Here is a 20,925-nt window from a genome sequence, read left to right as displayed (position 1 = left end):
CAGCAGCATGAGCAACACATCAATCACCGAGCTGGGCGGCGTGGTCCGCCACAGCCTCACCGTGCCCATGCGCGATGGCGTGCGCCTGGCCACCGACCTGTATCTGCCCGAGAACCTCGGCCCCCACGAACCCGGCCCGCTGCCCGTGCTGCTGGAGCGCACGCCCTACGGCAAGAACGAGGAAACGCGCCGCGAGCGCAGCGCGGCCAACCCCCTTCCCATGCGCCGGGGCGAGGTGGCGGCCCGCTTTGCGCGCGAAGGCTATGCCGTGGTCGTGCAGGACTGCCGGGGCCGCTTCGGCTCCGAAGGCCAGTTCACCAAATACCTGGGCGAGGCCCACGATGGCGCCGACACCCTGCAATGGATCATGGAGCAGCCCTGGTGCAACGGCAGCGTGGGCACCTACGGCCTGTCCTACGCCGCACACACGCAGACTGCGCTGGCCACGCAAAGGCCGCCGGGCCTCAAGGCCATGTTCCTGGAATGCGGCGGCTTTGCGAATGCCTACCGGGGCGGCATACGCCATGGCGGTGCCTTCGAGCTGAAGCAGGCCGTCTGGGCCCTGCGCAATGCGCGCAGCGGCAGCAACCACCTGGAGCCCGCAGCGCGCCAGGCGCTGGAGCAGGCCGACATCGGCCGGTGGTGCCTGCGCCTGCCCTGGTCGCGCGGCGACTCGCCGCTGCAGTGGGCGCCCGAGTACGAGGACTACCTGTTCAGCCAGTGGGAGCGCGGCAGCTTTGACGACTACTGGCGCCAGCCCGAGCTGTACGCCGCCGGCCACTACGGCGCCTTCGACGGCCTGGCCGTGATGCTGATGTGCGGCTGGTGGGACCCGTATGCGCAGACCACCACGGACAACTACCTGGGCCTGTCGCGCGGCGATGGCCGGGTCCGCATGGTGCTGGGCCCCTGGACCCATGGCGAGCGCAGCGTCCCGCATGCGGGCGATGTGGATTTCGGGCCCGATGCCGTGCTCGACGGCGCACTGGCCGAAGACTACGTGGCCATGCGCCTGGCCTGGTTCGACCACTGGCTCAAGGGCCGGCCCATGCCCGCGCGCCAGCAAGCCGCCGTGCGCTACTTCCGCATGGGCGGCGGATCGGGCGCGCGCACGGCCCAGGGCCGGCTGGACCACGGCGGGGCCTGGCGCAGCGCCGACCACTGGCCCGTGCCCGGCACGCAGCCCACGGCCTGGCACCTGCACGCCGACGGCAGGCTGGCCCGCGAGCCCGCGCCGCAGCCGGGCGTGCGCAGCTACCGCTTCGACCCGGCCTGCCCCGTGCCCACCCTGGGCGGCTCCATCACCTCGGGCGAGCCGCTGATGTTCGCAGGCGCCTACGACCAGGTCACGCACGAGAGCACCTTCGCCGCCCGCCCGCCCTACGGCCCGCTGTCCGAGCGTGGCGACGTGCTGGTGTTCCAGACCGAGCCGCTGCAGCAAGACCTGGAGGTCACGGGCACCATCACCATCGAGCTGCAGGTGTCCTCGTCCGCGCCCGACACGGACTTCACCGCCAAGCTCATCGACCAGTACCCGCCCAGCGCCGACCATCCGCAGGGCTATGCGATGAACATCACCGACGGCATCCTGCGCTGCCGCTACCGCAACTCATGGGAGCAGCCCGAGCTGATGACGCCCGGCGAGGTGGTGGCCATCACCATCGAGCCCATGCCCACCTCCAACCTGTTCCGCAAGGGCCACCGCATCCGCCTGGACATCTCCAGCAGCAACTTCCCGCGCTTCGACGTGAACCCCAACACCGGCGCGCCCGAGGGCAGTGCAGGACCCATGCAGGTGGCGGTCAACAGCCTGCACCTGGGCGGGGCGCATGTGTCGCGCGTGGTGTTGCCGGTGGTGGGAAGGCTGGTGGACAGGGCCGTCTGATCGGCACTAGGCACTAGCGGCGCTATCGAAGCTATCGGCCCTACTGGCCCTACTGGCCTGTGGGACGGTAGGCAATGCCAAACCGCTGGGCCAGCGCGTGCAGGCGCTTGTCCAGCGACCACAGGCTGGCGCCTGAAGACATGAGTGCCGAGGCCAGGAGCGTCATGTCCACCAGGCCGCAGCCCAGACCAAAGAGCTGCTCGCGCTCTATCAAGGCCATCACTTCGCGCATGCTGGCCTGCCGGGCAGGCTTGAGCCGTTGAAGGTCTGCGAGCGTGCGTGCGCGTGCCGGTGGCGTGCCGCAGGCCAGTTCGCCCAGCACCAGGGGGTGCATGAGCGTCATGTCTTGCTGCAGCAGCTGCACCAGGTGAGGATTGCCCTGCCTGAAGTGATCGATCCAGACCGAGGTATCGACCAGAACGGGATTCATGGCTCGATGCCCTGTGGGCGACGGGGAATCTCCCGCATGTCCGGTGCGCTGCCTCCCAGCGCGGCCAGGCGCTTGGCCGCCTGCACTCTCACGAAAGTCTTGACGGCTTCGCGAAACAGGTCGGCCTTGTCCATTTCTGGCTCCGCCAGCTCCAGCGCTTCCTCGTACAAGGCGTCGTCGATGGTGACCGTGGTTCTCATGGTGGACCTCATTGCATCAATGTTGAAGCAAGTTTGCATCCAATGGAGCATCCCTGCAAGTGATCCGTTGCCGCCCTCCTGGCGGACACGGGACGGCAGCCGGCTTTGCCTGAATGGTGTTTTTAGTCTATTGGTTGTACCATGCAACCAAATTGCGAAGGAACATCGCCATGGACATGCAGCAGCGTCAGTTGGAACTGGCCGGTCCCCTGCCAGCCCTTGCACCATCGGGGCGGCTCCGGGGGCGTGTCTGCCTGGTGGTGGGCGCCACCAGCGGCATAGGCCGGGCTACCGCCTTGCGCATGGCCGAGGAGGGCGCTGCCGCCGTGGTGGTCACGGGGCGCCGCCGTGAGCTGGGCCTGCAGCTGGAGCAGGAAATCCGGCAGCGGGGGGCAGACGGCCTTTTCCTGGCCTGCGATGCAACGCGGCAGGAGGACATGGCGGCGGTGGTGGAGCAGGCCGTGGAGCGCTTCGGGCGGCTGGACGCGGCCTTCAACAATGCGGGCTTCCAGGAGCGGCGTGCCGTGCTGGCCGAGCAGGATGACGCGGTCTTTTCCCAGGTCTTCGATACGAATGTGCGTGCGGTCTTCCACGCCATGCGCCATGAACTGGCGGCCATGCTGGCCGCGGGCGGCGGCACCATCGTGAACAACACCAGCGTCAGCGGCATACGCAATCCCAACCCGGGCCTGTCGCTGTACGGCGCCTCCAAGGCGGCGGCCCTGTCGCTGACCCGCGCCGCCGCCATGGAGTACGCGCCGCGCGGCATCCGCATCAATGCCGTTGCCCCTGGCCGCGTGGTCACGGACATGATGCTGGGCTCAGGCATTGCCGACATGCATGCCGTGGCGGCGGGCCTGCCGCTGCGGCGCATGGGCCATCCGCAGGAGGTGGCCACGGCCGTCGTCTGGCTGATGTCGGACGAGGCGGCCTTTGTGGTCGGGCACTGCCTGGCGACCGATGGCGGCTTCCTGGCCGGATGAGCCTGCCCGGGGCAAGTCCGTTGTGCGAAGTGAGCACTACCGGGTTTGATATGATGACTGTATAAAGATACAGTTTTCGAGCGGCCTGGCTGCCCGATCTGCCAGGCCCATGCTCCCTCCCCACCGCTTCTACTACCTGCACAACTTCCAGCGCGCGCTGGACTGGATTGGCCAGCGTTACGGCGATCTGCTGGACGCGCCCGAGCAGGCATTCCTCACCCGTTTCACGCAGCTGCCCCAGCCCTCGCAGGCGCTGATGGTGCGTTTGCTGATGCGGCGCGGGCCGTGGTTTCGGGCCGGCAAGCTGGTGTACGAAGAGATTCCCGCCATTGCCGACGCGGCCGCGCCCCTGCTGGAGCTGGGCTGGCTGGATGCGGGCCACCCCATGGCGCTGGAGGAGCTGTTTGCGCTGCACACCAAGCCCGAGCTGCTGCAGCTGTTCGCAGGCGCACCCGTTCACTCAGGCCTGCGCAAGGCCGAGCTTTTGCAGGCCCTGCAGCCCCTGCATGAGGCGCCCAGGCCCTATGCGCAGTGGCAGCCCCAGGGTGTCGCAGCCGGCGAATCCGCCTGGCGTGTGATGGTGGGCGCGCTGTGCGAGCGCTTTCGGCTGATGTTCTTCGGCAACCTCTACCAGGACTGGTCGGAATTCGTGCTGGCCGACCTGGGCGTGTTCCGCTACGAGGCCGTGGCCTTCGATGCGGCGTCGCGGGCCTTCCAGTCGCGTGCCGATGTCGATGGCTACCTGGCCCTGCAGGCCTGCCGCGCGGCGCTGGATGAGGGCGTGGAGATCGATGCGCTGCTGCAGCAGGTGGCCGGATGCGCCAGCGGCAATGCCTGGCTGGAGCAGCGCCGCGCCAAGGTGCTGCTGCGCATAGGCCAGGCCTGCGAGCGCATGCAGGACTGGGAGCGTGCCGAGCAGGCTTATGCGCAAAGCCGCTACCCCGGCGCCCGCCACCGGCGCATGCGCGTGTACGAGCGCATGGAGCGCTTTGCCGATGCCATGGCGCTGGCCCAGGCCGCCCAGGCCCAGCCCGAGAGCGACGAGGAGCTGCAGCGCGTGGCGCGCATGCTGCCGCGCCTGCGCCGCAGCCTGGGGCAGGGCGCGCGCGGGCGTGCGGCGGCGCTGGCGCCCGTGGTGGCGCAGATGCGCATGGACGTGGAGCTGGAGCTGCCGGCGCGGCCCGCATCGGTCGAGTACGTGCTGCGCGACCACTGGCACAGCGACTCCGCGCCGGTGTTCTACGTGGAGAACGCGCTCATCAACTCGCTGTTCGGTCTGCTGTGCTGGCCGGCCATCTTCGCGCCGCTGCCGGGCGCCTTCTTCCACCCCTTCCAGAGCGGCCCGGCCGACCTGTCCGCGCCCGACTTCGTGCAGCGCCGCGCAGCCTTGTTCGAGGAATGCCTGGCGCATCTGGACGATGGCAGCTGGCGCGAGGTCATCGTGCAGCGCCATGCCGACAAGCAGGGCCTGCAGTCACCCTTCGTGTTCTGGGGCACGCTGAGCGCGCCGCTGCTGGCGCTGGCGCTGGACTGCATTCCAGCCGCCCACCTCAAGCTGTTCTTTGCGCGGCTGCTGCGCGACGTGCAGGCCAACCGCACGGGCTTTCCCGATCTGGTGCGTTTCTGGCCGGCCGAGCGCCGCTACGAACTGGTCGAGGCCAAGGCCCCCGGCGACAAGCTGCAGGACAACCAGATCCGCTGGCTGCAGTACTGTGCCGAGCACGGCATTCCCGTGCGCGTGTGCCATGTGCAGTGGCGCGGCCAGCCGCTGGGAGAGGCCGCGTGAGCTACACCGTGGCCGTGCGCGCGCTGTGCGAGTTCACGGCGCGCGCGGGCGACCTGGACCTGCGCTTCACACCCGCGCCCAGCGCGCTGGAGGGCATGGCCGGCCACAGCCTGGTGCAGTCGCGCAGGGGCAAGGACTACGAGACCGAGATCAGCCTGGCCGGTGAGTACGGCGACCTGCGCGTGCGCGGCCGTGCCGACGGCTTCGACGCCGGGGCTGGCCAGCTCGAGGAAATCAAGACCTACCGCGGCCAGATCGAGGGCGTGCGCGCCCATCACCGCGCCCTGCACTGGGCCCAGGCGCGCATCTACGCCCATCTGCTGTGCCAGGCGCGCGGCCTGCAGCGGCTGCGGGTGGCCCTGGTGTATTTCAACGTGGGCAACTCGGAGGAAACCGTGCTGGTGCAGGAGGAAGACGCGGCCACGCTGCGCGCCTTCTTCGAGCAGCAATGCGCGCTGTTCCTGGACTGGGCACGCAGCGAGGCCGCCCACCGCGCGGCGCGCGAGGCGGCGCTGGCCGCGCTGCGCTTTCCCATGCAGGGCTTTCGCGCGGGCCAGCGCGAGCTGGCCGTGGCCGTCTACCGCGTGGCGCGCGCGCAGCAGGGCGGCCAGTGCCTGATGGCGCAGGCGCCCACGGGCATCGGCAAGACGCTGGGCACCATCTTCCCCATGCTCAAGGCCATGCCGGACCAGGGCCTGGACCGCCTGTTCTTCCTGACGGCCAAGGGCACGGGCCACGCTCTGGCACTGCAGGCGCTGGCCAGCGTGAACCGGCAGATCGCCGAACAGCACCAGCCACCGCCGCAGGAACCGGCTGCGCCACAACCGCTGCCCTCGCCACCCGCACCGCCCACACCGTCCGCGCCACCCGCAAGGCTGCGCGTGCTCGCCATCCTGGCGCGCGACAAGGCCTGCGAGCATCCCGACAAGGCCTGCCACGGCGACTCCTGCCCGCTGGCGCGCGGCTTCTTCGACCGGCTGCCCGCCGCGCGCGCCGCCGCGCTGCAGCAGGCGCCCTGGGACCCGCCTGCCGTGCGTGCCGTCGCCCTGGCGCACGACATCTGCCCCTACTACCTGTCCCAGGAACTGGTGCGCTGGAGCGACGTGGTCGTGGCCGACTACCACTACTTCTACGACAGCGCCGCCATGCTGTACGCGCTCACCCAGGCCCAGCAATGGAAGGTGGGCGTGCTGGTGGACGAGGCCCACAACCTGCTCGAGCGCGCGCGCCGCATGTACACGGCCGAGCTGTCGCAGTTTGCCCTGGCCGCCGCCCGCAAGGCGGCCACCGGCGCGGTGCGCAAGGCGCTGGACCGTCTCAGCCGCAGCTGGAGCGCGCTGAACAGGGAGCAGACCGCCAGCTACCAGGCCCATGAGGAAGTGCCCGCAGGCCTGCTGGGCGCCGTGCAGCGCGCCGTGGCGGCCATCGGCGATGCCAATGCCGACAGCCCCATGCTGCCCGGCGACCCCGTGCTGGACTTCTACTGGGAGGCGCTGCAGTTCATGGCGCTGGCCGAGCAGTTCGGCGGCCATGCGCTGTTCGATGTCCACCTGCTGCCCGGGCGCTCAGGCCCCCGTCGCACGCCGGCATCCACGCTGTGCATACGCTGCGTGGTGCCCGCGCCCCACCTGGCGGCACGCCATGCGGCGGCCCATGCCTCGGTGCTGTTCTCGGGCACGCTGAGCCCGCCGCACTTCTACCGCGACATCCTGGGTCTGCCCGAAGGCACGCACTGGCTGGAGGCCGACTCGCCCTTCCAGGCCGACCAGCTCGATGTGCAGGTGGCCGGCCACATCTCCACGCGCTACCGGGACCGCGACCGTTCGCTGCGGCCCATCGCCGACCTCGTGGCCGCGCAGTACGCGCGCCGGCCGGGCAACTACCTGTGCTTTTTCAGCAGCTTCGACTACCTGCAGCGCGTGGCCGAATGCCTGCAGCGCGCCCATCCCGATCTGCCGGTCTGGCTGCAGACCCCGTCCATGGACGAGGAGGGCCGCGCGGCCTTCCTGGCCCGCTTCACCGAAGCCGGGCAGGGCGTGGGCTTTGCCGTGCTGGGCGGGGCGTTCTCCGAGGGCGTGGACCTGCCCGGCGAGCGCCTCATCGGCGCCTTCGTGGCCACGCTGGGCCTGCCCCAGGTCAATCCCGTGAATGAAGAGATGAAGCGCGCCATGGACCGCCAGTTCGGCGCGGACAAGGGCTATGACTACAGCTATCTCTACCCGGGCCTGCGCAAGGTGGTCCAGGCCGCAGGCCGCGTCATCCGCAGCGAGCGCGACCGCGGCGTGGTCTTTCTCATCGACGACCGCTATCGGCGCGGCGAGGTGCAGGCGCTGCTGCCGCGCTGGTGGCGGGTGGAGGGCATGCGATGATCCGGGCCCGCACCAGTCCACGACTGCCATCCCCACCCCCATCCAGTCCCCATCCAGGAGCCTTCCGAATGCCCCGCATGCGCTGCGCCATCCTTGCATTGACCCTGGGCCTGCTGGCCGGCGGCCCGGCTGCGGCAGGCGTGGTGCAGCCTGTGCCCGACAGGCAGGCCAGCGAGAACAAGATGCCGGCCTATCCCAAGGAAGCCAGGCGGCTGGAGCAGGAAGGCAAGGTGGTGCTGCGGGTTCTGGTGGGCGCCAGCGGAAAGGCACTGGCCGTGGATGTGGCAGACAGCAGCGGCTATCCTCTGCTCGACCAGGAGGCGCTGGACGCCGTGCGGACGTGGCGCTTTGTCCCCGGCACGCGCGACGGCGTGCCGGACAGCATGTGGACGCGCGTGCCCGTCACCTTCCTGCTGAAATAGCGGCATGCCGGTGGTGGCAGGTTTGTACCCGGTGCGTGCCCTGCGCAGCGACACAAGGAGCATTCCATGAAGATCGTCATCACCAGCGTGCTCGTCGACGACCAGGACAAGGCCCTGGCCTTCTACCGCGACGTGCTCGGCTTCGTTCTCAAGCACGACATTCCCATGGGCGGCGATGCGCGCTGGCTCACCCTGACATCACCCGGTGATGCCGATGGCGTGGAGCTGCTGCTCGAACCCGACATGCACCCGGCCGCCAGGCCGTTCAAGACCGCCCTGCATGCCGACGGCGTGCCGGCCACCTTCTTCGGCGTGGACGACGTGCAGGCCGAGTACGAACGCCTGAGCGCGGCCGGCGTGCGCTTCACCAGGCCGCCGACGCATCTGGGGCCGGTCACGATTGCGGTGTTCGACGACACCTGCGGCAATCTCATACAGATCAACCAGCGGCATTGAGCGGGGCCTGCGGCCCGTTCGCGCTCAGTCCCTGGCGGTGGGCTTGTCGTGCCGGGGCGGATCGATGCGCTCGATATTTCCCAGCAGCAGTGCGCGCCCCGCAAAGTTGCCGCCGGCGGTCTCCAGCGCAAAGCGCTCGGTGTCGCGGCCGCGCACTTCGGCTTCCAGCGTCTGGGCCTCGTCCTCGGTGGCGCCCAGGGCCAGCACGGCATGGTGGCCCATGAGCAGGGCGGACTCGAAGCTTTCGCGCACGACATGGTCGGCGTCCTTCTGGATGAGCTCCAGCGCGTGCTCGCGGTCATAGGCGCGCACGATGAGGCGGGCGTGCGGGCATTCGTGGCGCACGTTCTCCACGATGCGCGTGGCGGCGGCCTTGCTGTCCACGCAGACCAGGATGGCGCTGGCATGGCTGGCGCCGGCCGCATGCAGGATGTCGGCGCGCGCGCCGTCGCCGAAGTAGACCTTGAAGCCGTAGGGCTCGGCGTTGCGGATCACGTCGGGGTCGTTGTCGATGATGGACAGCTTGGCGCCACGGGCCAGCGGCCCTTGGCTGGCGATCTGGCCCACGCGGCCGAAGCCGATGACCAGCACGTTGCCGCGCAGGTCCTGCGGCGCCTCCACGCCGTCCAGCGACACGGCCTCGGCGCCTGCCAGGCGCTTGTGCAGCACCACCACCAGCGGCGTGATGGCCATGGACAGCACGACGATGGCCGTCATGTTGGCATGCACCTCGGGGTCGAGCACGCCGAGCTTGAGCGCCTCGGCAAACAGCACGAAGGCGAACTCCCCGCCCTGGGCCATGAGGATGGCGCGGTCCAGCGCATCGGCATGGCTGCTGCGTGCCACGCGGGCCACGGCGTAGATGCACAGCGCCTTGCCCAGCATCAGAGCGACCACGCCCAGGCCCACGATGCGCCAGTTCAGCGCCACCACCTCCAGGTTCAGCGCCATGCCCACGCCCAGGAAGAACAGGCCCAGCAGCAGGCCGCGGAAGGGCTCCACATCGGCCTCCAGCTGGTGGCGGAACGAGGATTCGGACAGCAGCACGCCCGCCACGAAGGCGCCCATGGCCATGGACAGGCCGCCCATCTCCATCAGCAGGGCGGCGCCCAGCACCACCAGCAGCGCGGCGGCCGTCATCACCTCGCGCGCCTTGGCCTTGGCCAGGATGCGGAACAGCGGGTTCAGCAGCCACAGGCCCGCGCCCACCAGCGCGCCCAGCGACAGCAGGGCCACGCCCGCGCGTTGCCACAGGGGCGAGGTGGCCACGGGAGCCGCATCGGCAGGCGCCAGAAAGGCCACCACGGCCAGCAGCGGCACGATGAGCAGGTCCTCGAACAGCAGGATGGAGACGATGCGCTGGCCGCGCGGTGCCAGGATGTCGCCACGCTCGGCCAGCACCTGCATGACGATGGCCGTGGAGGTCAGCACGAAGCCCGCGCCGCTGACGAAGGCCACCTGCCACGGAAAGCCGAAGGCCATGCCCACGCCCGTGAGCAGCAGTGCGCACACCACCACCTGCAGGCTGCCCAGCCCGAAGATCTGGCCGCGCAGGTCCCACAGGTGCGAAGGCTTCATCTCCAGCCCGATGACGAAGAGGAACATCACCACGCCCAGCTCGGCCACGTGCAGGATGGTCTGCGCGTCCGTCACCAGGCCCAACCCATAGGGGCCGATGGCCAGGCCGGCGGCCAGGTAGCCGAGCACGGCGCCCAGGCCCAGCCGCTTGAACAGCGGCACGGCCACCACGGCGGCCCCCAGCAGCGTGACGATTCCTACGAGCTGGCTTGCATTGCCTTCAGCTGCCATGTTGTGTTTCCTTTGTGTGAGCGTGCGTGCGGCAAGGCGGATTTCCATCCGCGAATTTGCGCGCAGGATAGCAAAGCCCGGTCCTGTGTAGAATCGCGCCCCCTCTGTGCCACCCCTCTGCGCTTACCTCACCGCCCAGCGCCATGCCCCAGATCCTCGTCCACGACCTCCGCAAGACCTACCGCATCCATGAACGCGACCCCGGCGTGATGGGCGCGCTGCGCGCGCTGGTGCATCCGCGCCATCGCACGGTGCAGGCGCTGGATGGCGTGTCGTTCGCACTGGAGCGTGGCGAGCTGCTGGGCTTCATCGGCCCCAACGGTGCGGGCAAGTCCACCACCATCAAGATCCTGTCGGGCATCCTGCGGCCCGATGGCGGGCGCGTGGAGGTGGACGGGCGCGACCCCTTCGCCGACCGCCAGCGCCATGTGGGCCGCATCGGCGTGGTCTTCGGGCAGCGCTCGCAGCTGTGGTGGGACCTGCCCGTGGGCGACGGCTTCAACCTGCTGCGAGACCTGTACCGGGTCGATCCGCTGCGCTTTGCGCGCACCCGCGATGAGCTGGTGGCCATGCTGAACCTGGAGCGGCTGCTGGACCAGCCCGTGCGCCAGCTGTCCCTGGGCCAGCGCATGCGCGCCGAGATCGCCGCGGCCCTGCTGCACGAGCCCGAGATCCTGTTCCTGGACGAGCCCACCATCGGCCTGGACGCACCCTCCAAGCTGGCCGTGCGCGAGTTCGTGCTGCGCGCCAACCGCGAGCGCGGCACCACGGTGCTGCTGACCACGCATGACATGCACGACATCGAGGCGCTGGCCCGGCGCGTCATCGTCATCGGCCATGGCCGCGTGCTGGCCGACTGCGCGGTCGATGCGCTGCGCGCCCAGGTCGTGGCGGCGCAGCGCGATGGCACGGTCGAAGGCCAAGGCGAAGGCGAAGGCGAAGGCGAGGGCGAGGGGCAGGACATGGCCATCGAGGCCGTGATCGCCCGCTTCTACGCCATGCATGGTGCCTCGGAGGTCTGAGCGCCATGGGACCGCACCAGCGCCTGCACCGCATGCACCGCCTGCAACACCTGCTGCGCCCCTACAAGGCCGCCTTCGCCTCGCGCTTTCTGCTGATGCTGCAGTACCGCACGGCCGCCTACGCGGGCTTTGCCACGCAGTGCTGGTGGGGCGCCATCAAGACCATGGTGCTGGCGGCGTTCTACGGCAGCGCCTCGGCATCGGCCGGCGCGCCCATCTCGCTGGAGCACGCCATCACCTACACCTGGCTGGCCCAGGGCCTGTTCGCGCTGCTGCCCTGGAGCGGCGACCCCGACGTGGCCCTGGCCGTGCGCACGGGTGCCGTTGCCTATGACCGGCTGCGGCCCGTGGATGCCTATGCGCTGTGGTTCGTGCGCTCGGCTGGCTGGATCGCCGCGCGCGTGCTGCCGCGCGTGGCGCTGATGGTGGCGTTTGCAGGGCTGGCCCTGCCGCTGATGGGGCTGGGCGCCTGGGGCTGGCAGCCGCCGGCCGGCTGGGCCGCAGGCCTGGGCTTTGCCGCCTCCATGCTGCTGGCGCTGCTGCTGTCCACGGCACTGGTCATGCTGCTGAACGTTGCCGCTGCCGCCGCGCTCAATGAAAAAGGCATCAACACGCTGGCCGCGCCCGTGGTCATCGTGCTGTCGGGCAACCTGCTGCCGCTGGCGCTGATGCCCGACGCCTGGCAGGCCGCTCTGCTGCTGCAGCCGCTGGCCGGTGTGATGGACATTCCTGCGCGCATCTATTTCGGCCAGATGGCCGGTGCGCAGATGCTGGCCTGCCTGGCGCTGCAAGCCTTGTGGATTGCCGTGATCGTGGCCCTGGGCCGCGTGGCCATGGCGCGCACCATGCGCGGCCTCGAAGTGCAGGGCGGGTGAGCGCCATGGCCAAGCAAAAAGGATCGCTGTCCATGTTCCTGCGCCTGGCGCTGGCCTCGCTGGGCGGGCAGGCGCGCTACCCGGCCTCGGCGCTGATGCTGACCCTGGGCCAGTTCCTGGTCACGGGCATCGAGGTCATCGCCGTCTGGGCGCTGTTCCACCGGTTTGGCGAGGTGCAGGGCTGGCGCATCGGCGAAGTGGCCGTGTTCTATGGCCTGGTGAACTGCATGTTCGCCCTGGCCGATGCGCTGGGCCGGGGCTTCGACGTGCTGGGCACGCAGTTCCTGCGCACCGGCGCCTTCGACCGCCTGTTGCTGCGTCCGCGCCCCGTGTGGCTGCAGCTCATGGGCCATGACGTGCGCATCAGCCGCCTGGGCCGCCTGCTGCAGGGCCTGCTGGTGCTGGGCTTTGCCACGGCCCAGGGCGCCGTGGCGTGGACGCCCCAGGCCGTCGCCGTGGCGCTGTTCGCCGTGGCGGGTGGCGTGGCGCTGTTCCTGGGCATCCTGGTGCTGCAGGGCGCGCTCTCGTTCTGGACCGTGGAAAGCCTGGAAGCCGCCAATGTGCTGAGCTACGGCAGCGTCGAGGCCGCCCAGTACCCGCTGGCCCTGTACGCGCAGTGGTTTCGCCGCCTGCTGACCTTCGCCGTGCCGCTGGCCTGCGTGGCCTACTACCCGGCGCTGGCCGTGCTGGGCAAGCCCGACCCGCTGGGCGCGCCGGCCTGGCTGGGCTGGGTCTCGCCGCTGGCCGGCTTTGCCTTCCTCTGGCTGGCCTCGGGCGCCTGGCGCATGGGAGTGAGGCATTACGCGTCCACGGGCAGTTGAAGCCGCCGCAGGCGCCGGTGCGCCACAGGCTCTGCGCGCAGGCGCTCGCGGCGTTGCAGCGCTTGCCAAGGCATGAGCCTTGGCGGCGCACTGCGCCTTGCGATCACCAGCGCGCAGAACCAACGCGGGTACTTAAAAGTGCATAACACGCTCTAGACTGCGCGCTTGCCTTACTCCGGGACACCAGACCATGACAGCAGATGAACGCTTCGCCCAGGCCGCCCTCGAGCTCGGCCACCGCTTCGATGGCGAGATCAAAATAGGCGGCAACTACAGCCCCGTCGTGCGCGACGGCCAGCAGCTGTTCGTCAGCGGGCAGATTCCCCGCGTGGGCGATGAAGTGCTCTACGTGGGGACGGTCGGCGCCGGGATCGACCTGGCATCGGCCAGAACGGCCGCCGCCATCTGCGCCATGCGCGCCCTGGCCTTCGTGCAGCGCGCAGCCGGCTCGCTCGATGCCGTGCGCGCCGTTGCACGCATCACCGTCTATGTGCGCTCGGCGCCCGATTTCACCCAGCAAAGCGAGGTGGCCGATGGCGCCTCCGACCTCATCGCCCGGGTGCTGGGCCCCGTGGGTGCCCACACGCGCACTTCGGTGGGCGTGCTGCAGCTGCCCAAGGGCGCTGCCGTGGAGCTGGACCTGATCGCCCGCGTGGACTGATCGCGCTACCCCTATCCCTATTCCTATCCCTATCCCTGGCCCGCTGGCGTTTCGTTGCGCGCCTTCCAGGCCCGCAGCGCCTGGCGGTACTCGTCCATGGCCAGGTCATAGCTGTCGAAGATGCAGGGGTCGCAGCCATTGCCGCAGCAGGCGTCCAGGTCGGGCTGCTCGGGCGGCTGGGGCATGGGGTCGGCGGAGGCGGCGGAATCTGCGGAAACGGGAATCGGCGCGGTGGTCATGGGGGCGATTGTCTCGCGCCACGGGGCTTTCTGTAGAGCACCAAAAGCAAACCCGCGCTGCCGACATGCAGCAGCGCGGGTTTGCTTGTTGACGCGTCTTACCGTCCGGTACGCTGCCTGCGCGCCATGCCCATGAAGCCGGCTGCTCCCGCCATCAGCGACAGCAGCAGCAGGCCCCAGCGGTCCAGCGTGGGAATGCTCTGTGCCGATGGGGGAGCCGGCACGGCCAGGATCACGGGGTCCACGAACTCGCCGTTGACCGTCTTGTCGTCATCGCGCAGGCCGCCGTCCACGATGGTGTAGCTGACCTGGTTGCCACTGATGGTGGGCGTGAAGGGCTGCCACTTGGGCGTTGCGGTGGCGTCGTACTTCATCAGCTGCGCGTTGGCGGGCACGGGGGACGTGAAGGTGAGGGTCACGGTCAGCGTGCTGCTGGGGGCGCACTGCTTGGCCGTGAAGTCCACGGCGGCCTGCGGGTAGGCAAAGGCCGCCGGCAGCGGGCCCAGCGAGCCGGCCACGGCAGAAGGCGAGGTGAAGTTGGCCGCAGTCAGCGTGCAGGTGGGGCTGCTGTTGGCAATGCCCAGATCCACACCCGAGCCCGAGGCGCTTTGCCTGGCCTCGCGCGTCACCGTCACCACATAGGTTTTCTTGGTCGTGCCGTCCTGCGCCGTGACTTCGATGGACACGGTATTGCTGCCCACATTCAGCGCCACCGGGGTGGAAGCCGCTGCGCCGTTGACCAGGATCGTGGCGCCCGCATCGGCTGCGGTGGCCGTCACTGTGACGGTGCTGCTGCTGTTGGGCACGGTGGCCGTGTAGGCCAGGGTGCCTGCACCAAAGCCCGGTGCGAGCGTGCCGCTGCTCAGTGCCAGGGCGCTGAGGTCGGCGTTGGTGGAGTTCACCACCAGGGTGTAGCTGGTGCTGCCCGAGGTGAACGGAGCACCCGTGCCCGTGGAGGAGTCCGTGGCCGTGATGGTGAAGGTGAAGCTTCCCGCCGCGGTGGGCGTGCCGCTCAGAACACCGGTGCTGGCGTTGAACGTCATTCCGGTCGGCAGCGTGCCGCTGCTGGCGTAGGTGTAGGGCGCCGTGCCTCCGCTGGCAGTGAAGGTCTGCCCTGCATAGGCCGTGTTCAGCCTGGCAGCCGGCAGCGTGGAAGCTGCAGGCGTCAGCACCACCGTGGCTGCCGTCACGCTGCCACTGTAGGTGCGCTGGCCGCTGATGCTGCTGTTGTCGGTCGCCTGCACCGTGAAGCTGAAGGCTCCGGCCGCCGTGGGCGTGCCGCTGATCACCCCGGCGGGCGACAGCGACAGGCCTGTGGGCAGCGTGCTGCCGCTGGCCATTGCAAAGGTGTAGGGGGTTGCGCCGCCGCTGGCGGTCAGGGTCTCGTTGAACGAGACGCCTACCTTGGGCGTGCCGGCCAGCGTCGCGGGCGTCACCGTGATGGCCACATAGGTGAATTGGCCTGCCGCGCCGGTGGCGCTGGTGCCGCCAGTCGTTGTGACGCGCACATCGACCGTGCCCGCCGATCCCGCAGGCGCTGTGGCCGTGATCTGCGTGGCGCTGTTGACCGTGAAGCCCGTGGCGGCCGTGCCGCCGAAGGTCACGGCCGTGGCGCCGGTGAAGTTCGTGCCGGTCAGGGTGACCGTGGTGCCACCAATCGAAGAACCGCTTGCGGGCGAGACCGAAGTCACCGTGGGTGCGGGCACATAGGTGAACTGGTCGGCCGCGCTGGTGGCGCTGGTACCGCCCACGGTGGTGATGCGCACGTCTACCGTGCCCGTGCCGGCAGGCGCGGTGGCCGTGATCTGCGTGGCGCTGTTGACCGTGAAGCCCGTGGCGGCCGTGGCGCCGAAGGTCACGGCCGTGGCGCCGGACAGGTTGGTGCCGGTCAGGGTCACCGTGGTGCCGCCCGCTTGTGGGCCGCTGGTGGGCGAGATGGAGGTCACCGTGGGCGCAGGCACATAGGTGAACTGGTCGGCCGCGCTGGTGGCGCTTGTACCGCCCGCGGTGGTGATGCGCACATCTACCGTGCCCGTGCCGGCAGGCGCGGTGGCCGTGATCTGCGTGGCGCCGTTGACCGTGAAGCCCGTGGCGGCCGTGGCGCCGAAGGTCACGGCCGTGGCGCCGGAGAGGTTGGTGCCGGTGATGACCACCGAGGTTCCTCCTGCGGTGGGCCCTGCCGTGGGCGAGACGGAAGTCACCGTGGGTGCGGACACATAGGTGAACTGGTCTGCCGCGCCGGTGGCGCTGGTGCCGCCAGTCGTTGTGACGCGCACATCGACCGTGCCCGGCGACCCTGCAGGCGCGGTGGCCGTGATCTGCGTGGCGCTGTTGACCGTGAAGCCCGTGGCGGCCGTGCCGCCGAAGGTCACGGCCGTGGCGCCGGAGAGGTTGGTGCCGGTGATGACCACCGAGGTTCCTCCTGCGGTGGGCCCTGCCGTGGGCGAGACGGAAGTCACCGTGGGTGCGGACACATAGGTGAACTGGTCTGCCGCACTGGTGGCGCTGGTGCCGCCCCCCGTGGTCACGCGCACATCGATCGTGCCCGCGGCCTGGGCAGGCGCGGTGGCAGTGATCTGGGTGTTGCTGTTGACCGTGAAGCCGCTGGCGGCCGTGCCGCCGAAAGTCACGGCCGTGGCACCGGAGAAGTTGGTGCCGGTGATGGTCACCGTGGTGCCCCCACTGGTCGGGCCGCTGGTGGGCGAGATGGAAGTCACCGTGGGCGCGGGCACATAGGTGAACTGATCGGCTGCGCTGGTGGCACTGGTGCCGCCCACCGTGGTCACCGTCACATCGACCGTGCCAGCGCTGCCCGCGGGCGCGGTGGCGGTGATCTGGGTGTTGCTGTTGATGGTGTAGGTGGCGGTCGTGGCGCCGAAGCGCACGGCGCCGGTGCCAGGTGCTGCGGCGAAGCCGGTACCGGTGATGGTCACCGTGGTGCCGCCGCCGGTGGGGCCTGCCGTGGGCGAGATGGAGGTGACCGACGGTGCCGCCACATAGGTGAACTGGTCAGCGGCAACGGCGGGACTGGTGCCGACGGAGTTGCTGACGCGGATGTCCACGGTGCCCGTTCCGGGCGGCGCCGTGGCCGTGATGCTGGTGGCGCTGTTGACCGTGAAGCCGGTCGCTGCCGAGGCGCCGAAGTTCACGCCCGTGGTGCCGATGAAGTTCGTGCCTGTGATGGTGACCGCCGTGCCGCCCGCCTGAGGGCCCGCCGTGGGCGAGATGCTGGTGATCGTGGGCGTTGCCAGGTAGCTGAATTGATCGGCCCCGCTGATGGCGCTGGTGCCGCCCGCCGTTGTGACGCGCACATCGACCGGGCCTGTGCCCGCAGGCGAGGTGGCGGTGATCTGGGTGGCGCTGTTGACAACATAGCTGGTGGCGGTTGTCCCGCCGAATAGCACGGCGGTGGCGCCGGACAGGTCGGTGCCGGTGATGGTCACGCTGGTGCCGCCTGCCTGCGGGCCAAAGTTGGGCGAGACGGATGTCACCGTGGGCGCGGGCAGATAGGTGAACTGATTGGCTGTGGCAGTGACGCTGGTGCCGCCTGCCGTCGTGACGGTCACGTTCACCGTGCCCGATCCTGCCGGTGCCGTGGCCGTGATCTGGGTGGCGCTGTTGACCGTGAAGCTGGTCGCCGGCGTGCCGCCGAAGCTCACGGCGGTCACGATGGAGCTGCCGATCACGTTGGTGAAGTTGGCTCCGGTGATGGTGACCGGATATCCGCCAGCGGCCAGGCCGCTCGTGGGCGACAGTGCCGTCGCCGTGGGTGCGGCAGGGGGGAAGGGATCGACGGCCAGATCGTCGAAGGCGAAGTTGCCGCCTTCGCCAACCGTGGCGTTGTTGGATACCCGTACTTCGTCCACATCAGCCAGCGCGCTCAGATCGATAGGGACGAATTGCTGGGTCATGGGAGACGTCTTGGTGACCGTCACGATGGCACCGGACACGGGGCTGCCGCCGCGATAGCCCGTGAGTGTGAACTGGGTCATGGAGCCGTAAGCATGGATGCGCACCTGTGCGAGGCTGAAGCGGTCCGTGCCATTGGCCGCCTTGATGATGGCGTTGCCGTCAAGGGTGGTGGAGGTGATGGCGTCGCCGGACGTGATGATTCCCGGGGTGCCTGCCTGCAGGTCCACTGCAGCGAAATAGGACCACTGGCCGGTGAAGCGAAGCCCGTTGTAGTCCGAGGCCACATCCAGGAAGGCGCCAGGCGCGGCGCCGGTCCCGAAGCCGATGATCCCCGAAGTCACTGCGGCATGGGCCGGAGCCGCCAGCGCCATCACCAACCCTATGAACCACGCAAACCACATGGACAGCATGCGTGAAGCGGACTTGGGCCTGGGGGTGTGGTTGGTGGGCATGGCGGGCAATGGCTGGAGGTGGAAGAACGTCAGGACCTGACGGGGAATTCGCCGTACAGGCAGATGCAGAAATTCAGCGCCAGAACGGGTTGCATATTGCTGTGGGCCTGGTTGCCGCCGACGGGCAGCAGCGCTGTCGGCGCCATGGCCGAAGTGGCCGGTCCCGCTGCATAGGTGGGCCTGGCGCTGCCCCGGGGCGGTACGCCTTGCATGCCCTGCGCCAGCAAGTTGCCGCTGGGGATGGCGGTCGTGGCGCCGGCCCCCTGGGCGCTGATGCCGTGGCTATGCGGCGGTATCTGCGCAATGGTCAGCGTTTCGGTGGCTGTGCCCATGGTTTCACCGATGTCGCGGGGGCTCAGTCCAGGTCCCGTGCCGGCGCCCATGGCGGCCCTGCCTTGCAGATTGGGCAGCATGAAATTGGTGGTTCCGTTACCGCCGAACCGGTTTCCGATGACCGCAAAAAGTGCCTGATTCTGCTGCAGCAGGATGGTCTGGCCTGCGCAAAAGGCCCAGTTGACAGGGGCGAAGGAGAAGCCGAATGCGCGGACCTCGCCGTAGAAGGGATCTGCCATATGGATGTTTCCTTGGGGGGAGGCTTGTTCAGTTGCGGGGCGGGAAGATCCCGGAGCTGGCGATGCACCAGTTGATGACCAGCGAGGGCTGCATGTTCTCGTGAGGCTGGCTGCCGCCGCTGGTGCTCACGGCGGGGGCAGCCATGAAGGAATTGGTGGGCGCGCCATAGGCAGACAGGCCATTGGCGGCCTCGGCCATCACATTGCCGCCGGGGACATTGGTGGTGGCCACCGCGGCGCTGGACAGCAGCTGGTGGGTGTGCAGGGGCATCTGGCTGGGGATCAGCGTGACGCTTTCCGTGCCGTCGATCAAGCCGAGCACAACGCCGCCGCCGTATCCAATGGGCGCGCGACCACGCAGATCGGGCAGGGCGAAGTTCGAGGTGCCATTGCCGCCGTATTGGGTGCCCAGCAGCGCAAACAAGGCCTGGTTCGTACTGATCGGCAGAATCGCTCCGTTGCACAGCAGCCAGCCCCTTGGGACCTGGCCAAAGGCGAATGCGCGGATCTCTCCGAGAAAAGGGTCCATGAAGTGCTCCTGTCCGTGCTATGCGAAGCTGGGGAAGATGCCGAAGAGGCAGATGATGTAGCTCAGCACCAGGCTGGGCATGACGTTGTTGTGCGGCTGCCCGCCGCCGACGATCTGCATCGAGCTGGGTCCCAGGGTGGCGGCAGTCGTGGCGGGTGAGGGGGCGTAGAGGTTGAACCCCGTGACGGCTGCCGGTACCTGCTGTTGTGGCTTGCTGGTGCTGGCGGCGCCAGCCACCGAGAACTGGTGGGTGTGCCCGGGCAACTGGCTGATGCTCAGCGTTACGTCTTCCGCACCCATGTGCTGGCCCAGAACGCGGTTGCTCCCGCCCGGCAACTGGCCTTGGCCAATAGGAAGTCGGCCCTGCAGGTTGGGCAGTGCGAAGTTGGTGACGCCGTCGCCGCCATAGGTGGTACCCAGCAGCGCGAAGAGTGCGTCGTTCTCGCTGATGGCAATCAGCCTGCCGTCGCACAATGCCCAGTTCTGGGGGGCATAGTTGCCCGCAAAAAGACGGATTTCTCCAATATATGCCTCGCTCATGGCGTCTCCTCCTCCTTGATCGACGTGTTCATGCGTGTGATGAGTGCCTGGTAGCTGGTTTGCCCCGGCTCCGCATCCACGACGGGCCCCAGGAACAGAGCAAAGCGTCCCAGGCGTTCGTGGGAAAGCAGGTAGGTGTCGTGGGCCGGACGGCCGATGTCAGGCCCCTTGAAGCGCAGCGAGCAACGCGAGGCCAGCAATCCCTGCGTGACCGTGGCCTTTTCCAGGCGCAGCGCCACGGGCGCGGCACCGGGGAGCTGCAACGCGAAATCGGTGCCGACCAGGCCGGTGAAATCCTCAAGGCCGGGCATGCGCGCAGGCTGCGGCGCGCGGCGCATATACCAGTACACGCCGCGATCGGCCTCGGTGACAAAGCCCAGGCGCTGGTAGTGGCCGAGGATGGGGTTGTTCTTCTCCACATGCAGGCCCAGGTCAATGCCCAGGGCGTCGGACTCATCCGTCAGAGCCTGCAGCAACTGCCGCCCCACGCCCTGGCGACGGTGCCTGGGAAGCAGGGCGATATCCACCACGCGGATTTCCTGCGGGCTGCGGTCCACATACAGCCGGCCCGCTATCTCGCCATCGCGCAGCACCAGATCGAAACTGGGGTTGGCGTAGGCCGTCGAATACTGGGTGTGCTGCGCCATGAACTGCTGGCGAATGAAGGCATTCCATTGCTCCTCGGGCCAGCCGAATTGTTCGCGCTCCTGCTCGCGTGTGGAGGCGAAGATGGCCAGGAGAGCGGCTTCGTCGCCGGAACCAATGGGTTGAAGCGCCAGCGCACCGCAGGATTCGGCGTGAGGGCTGCGGAGACTGGTATGGGCAGGCGCAGTGCTCATGAATGGAAATCGACTGGAAACGCAGAAGTTCCAGTCGGGAACAATAGAAAAGAGTTGTTAAATCATAGGCAGATTTTGCAAAGGATTGTCAAATTTCTTTGAGAAAGGATTTTCAGTATGCCA

General features: G+C 68.8%; 19 protein-coding genes. 10 read left to right on the top strand and 9 right to left on the bottom strand.

The genetic code is table 11. The features are described from left to right. Nucleotides 1-7 precede the first annotated feature (7 nt). Nucleotides 8-1,885, top strand: a complete 1,878-nt coding sequence (locus DACI_RS29410) for a CocE/NonD family hydrolase (RefSeq protein WP_012207615.1) — start codon at nt 8-10, stop codon at nt 1,883-1,885. Nucleotides 1,886-1,934: 49 nt separating this feature from the next. Here the strand turns inward: DACI_RS29410 and DACI_RS29405 are convergent, their stop codons facing one another. Both DACI_RS29405 and DACI_RS29400 read right to left on the bottom strand, forming a co-directional pair. Continuing rightward, complete coding sequence (locus tag DACI_RS29405; protein ID WP_012207614.1) at nt 1,935-2,315, bottom strand: type II toxin-antitoxin system VapC family toxin; 381 nt, start codon at nt 2,313-2,315, stop codon at nt 1,935-1,937. Beyond that, nucleotides 2,312-2,515, bottom strand: a complete 204-nt coding sequence (locus tag DACI_RS29400; protein ID WP_012207613.1) for a type II toxin-antitoxin system VapB family antitoxin — start codon at nt 2,513-2,515, stop codon at nt 2,312-2,314. Before DACI_RS29400 ends, DACI_RS29405 begins: the two co-directional genes overlap by 4 nt. A 170-nt stretch (nt 2,516-2,685) precedes the next feature. Between DACI_RS29400 and DACI_RS29395 the strand changes: the two genes are divergently transcribed. The 5 genes from DACI_RS29395 to DACI_RS29375 all read left to right on the top strand — a co-directional run bounded on the left by DACI_RS29395 (nt 2,686) and on the right by DACI_RS29375 (nt 8,531). Continuing rightward, complete coding sequence (locus DACI_RS29395; RefSeq protein WP_012207612.1) at nt 2,686-3,498, top strand: SDR family NAD(P)-dependent oxidoreductase; 813 nt, start codon at nt 2,686-2,688, stop codon at nt 3,496-3,498. Between the two features lie 109 nt (nt 3,499-3,607). Next, nucleotides 3,608-5,284, top strand: coding sequence for a VRR-NUC domain-containing protein (locus DACI_RS29390; protein WP_012207611.1), 1,677 nt, complete (start codon nt 3,608-3,610; stop codon nt 5,282-5,284). Further along, entirely contained in the window at nt 5,281-7,653 is a 2,373-nt protein-coding gene (locus DACI_RS29385; protein WP_012207610.1) for a helicase C-terminal domain-containing protein, read from the top strand. Before DACI_RS29390 ends, DACI_RS29385 begins: the two co-directional genes overlap by 4 nt. 68 nt (nt 7,654-7,721) lie before the next feature. Continuing rightward, entirely contained in the window at nt 7,722-8,075 is a 354-nt protein-coding gene (locus tag DACI_RS29380; RefSeq protein ID WP_012207609.1) for an energy transducer TonB, read from the top strand. A 66-nt stretch (nt 8,076-8,141) separates the two neighbouring features. Further along, the gene (locus tag DACI_RS29375) at nt 8,142-8,531 is read left to right on the top strand and encodes a VOC family protein (protein ID WP_012207608.1); all 390 of its coding nucleotides are present in this window, start codon (nt 8,142-8,144) and stop codon (nt 8,529-8,531) included. Between the two features lie 24 nt (nt 8,532-8,555). Here the strand turns inward: DACI_RS29375 and DACI_RS29370 are convergent, their stop codons facing one another. Beyond that, nucleotides 8,556-10,340 (bottom strand): monovalent cation:proton antiporter-2 (CPA2) family protein, encoded by a 1,785-nt coding sequence (locus DACI_RS29370; RefSeq protein ID WP_043782958.1) that lies wholly within the window; start codon nt 10,338-10,340, stop codon nt 8,556-8,558. A gap of 143 nt (nt 10,341-10,483) precedes the next feature. Between DACI_RS29370 and DACI_RS29365 the strand changes: the two genes are divergently transcribed. The 4 genes from DACI_RS29365 (at nt 10,484) to DACI_RS29350 (ending at nt 13,719) form a co-directional block, all read left to right on the top strand. Further along, on the top strand, nt 10,484-11,362 hold the full coding sequence (locus tag DACI_RS29365; protein ID WP_012207606.1) for an ABC transporter ATP-binding protein: 879 nt from the start codon (nt 10,484-10,486) through the stop codon (nt 11,360-11,362). Nucleotides 11,363-11,367: 5 nt separating this feature from the next. Next, on the top strand, nt 11,368-12,237 hold the full coding sequence (locus DACI_RS29360; RefSeq protein WP_012207605.1) for an ABC transporter permease: 870 nt from the start codon (nt 11,368-11,370) through the stop codon (nt 12,235-12,237). A 5-nt stretch (nt 12,238-12,242) separates the two neighbouring features. Then, nucleotides 12,243-13,058: an ABC transporter permease gene (locus DACI_RS29355; protein ID WP_012207604.1), complete on the top strand. Its 816-nt coding sequence runs from the start codon at nt 12,243-12,245 to the stop codon at nt 13,056-13,058. A gap of 190 nt (nt 13,059-13,248) precedes the next feature. After that, nucleotides 13,249-13,719, top strand: a complete 471-nt coding sequence (locus DACI_RS29350) for a RidA family protein (RefSeq protein ID WP_012207603.1) — start codon at nt 13,249-13,251, stop codon at nt 13,717-13,719. Nucleotides 13,720-13,748: 29 nt separating this feature from the next. Here DACI_RS29350 and DACI_RS29345 read toward each other — a convergent pair whose 3' ends face one another. The 6 genes from DACI_RS29345 to DACI_RS29320 form a co-directional block, all read right to left on the bottom strand. Further along, nucleotides 13,749-13,958 (bottom strand): oxidoreductase-like domain-containing protein, encoded by a 210-nt coding sequence (locus tag DACI_RS29345; RefSeq protein WP_012207602.1) that lies wholly within the window; start codon nt 13,956-13,958, stop codon nt 13,749-13,751. Nucleotides 13,959-14,056: 98 nt separating this feature from the next. Then, nucleotides 14,057-18,322: an IPTL-CTERM sorting domain-containing protein gene (locus DACI_RS29340; RefSeq protein ID WP_043782956.1), complete on the bottom strand. Its 4,266-nt coding sequence runs from the start codon at nt 18,320-18,322 to the stop codon at nt 14,057-14,059. Nucleotides 18,323-18,351: 29 nt separating this feature from the next. Continuing rightward, nucleotides 18,352-18,894, bottom strand: a complete 543-nt coding sequence (locus tag DACI_RS29335; protein ID WP_012207600.1) for a phage tail protein — start codon at nt 18,892-18,894, stop codon at nt 18,352-18,354. Nucleotides 18,895-18,922: 28 nt separating this feature from the next. Then, nucleotides 18,923-19,423 (bottom strand): phage tail protein, encoded by a 501-nt coding sequence (locus tag DACI_RS29330; protein ID WP_012207599.1) that lies wholly within the window; start codon nt 19,421-19,423, stop codon nt 18,923-18,925. Nucleotides 19,424-19,441: 18 nt separating this feature from the next. Next, nucleotides 19,442-19,963: a phage tail protein gene (locus DACI_RS29325; protein WP_012207598.1), complete on the bottom strand. Its 522-nt coding sequence runs from the start codon at nt 19,961-19,963 to the stop codon at nt 19,442-19,444. Next, entirely contained in the window at nt 19,960-20,802 is an 843-nt protein-coding gene (locus DACI_RS29320; RefSeq protein WP_012207597.1) for a GNAT family N-acetyltransferase, read from the bottom strand. Before DACI_RS29320 ends, DACI_RS29325 begins: the two co-directional genes overlap by 4 nt. Between the last annotated feature and the right edge of the window lie 123 nt (nt 20,803-20,925).

Origin of the sequence: Delftia acidovorans SPH-1 (genome assembly GCF_000018665.1) — a bacterium.
Classification (GTDB): Bacteria; Pseudomonadota; Gammaproteobacteria; order Burkholderiales; family Burkholderiaceae_C; genus Comamonas; species Comamonas acidovorans.
The sequence above is the reverse complement of the archived record's forward strand: the minus strand, read 5'-3'. Positions and strand labels throughout refer to the sequence as shown.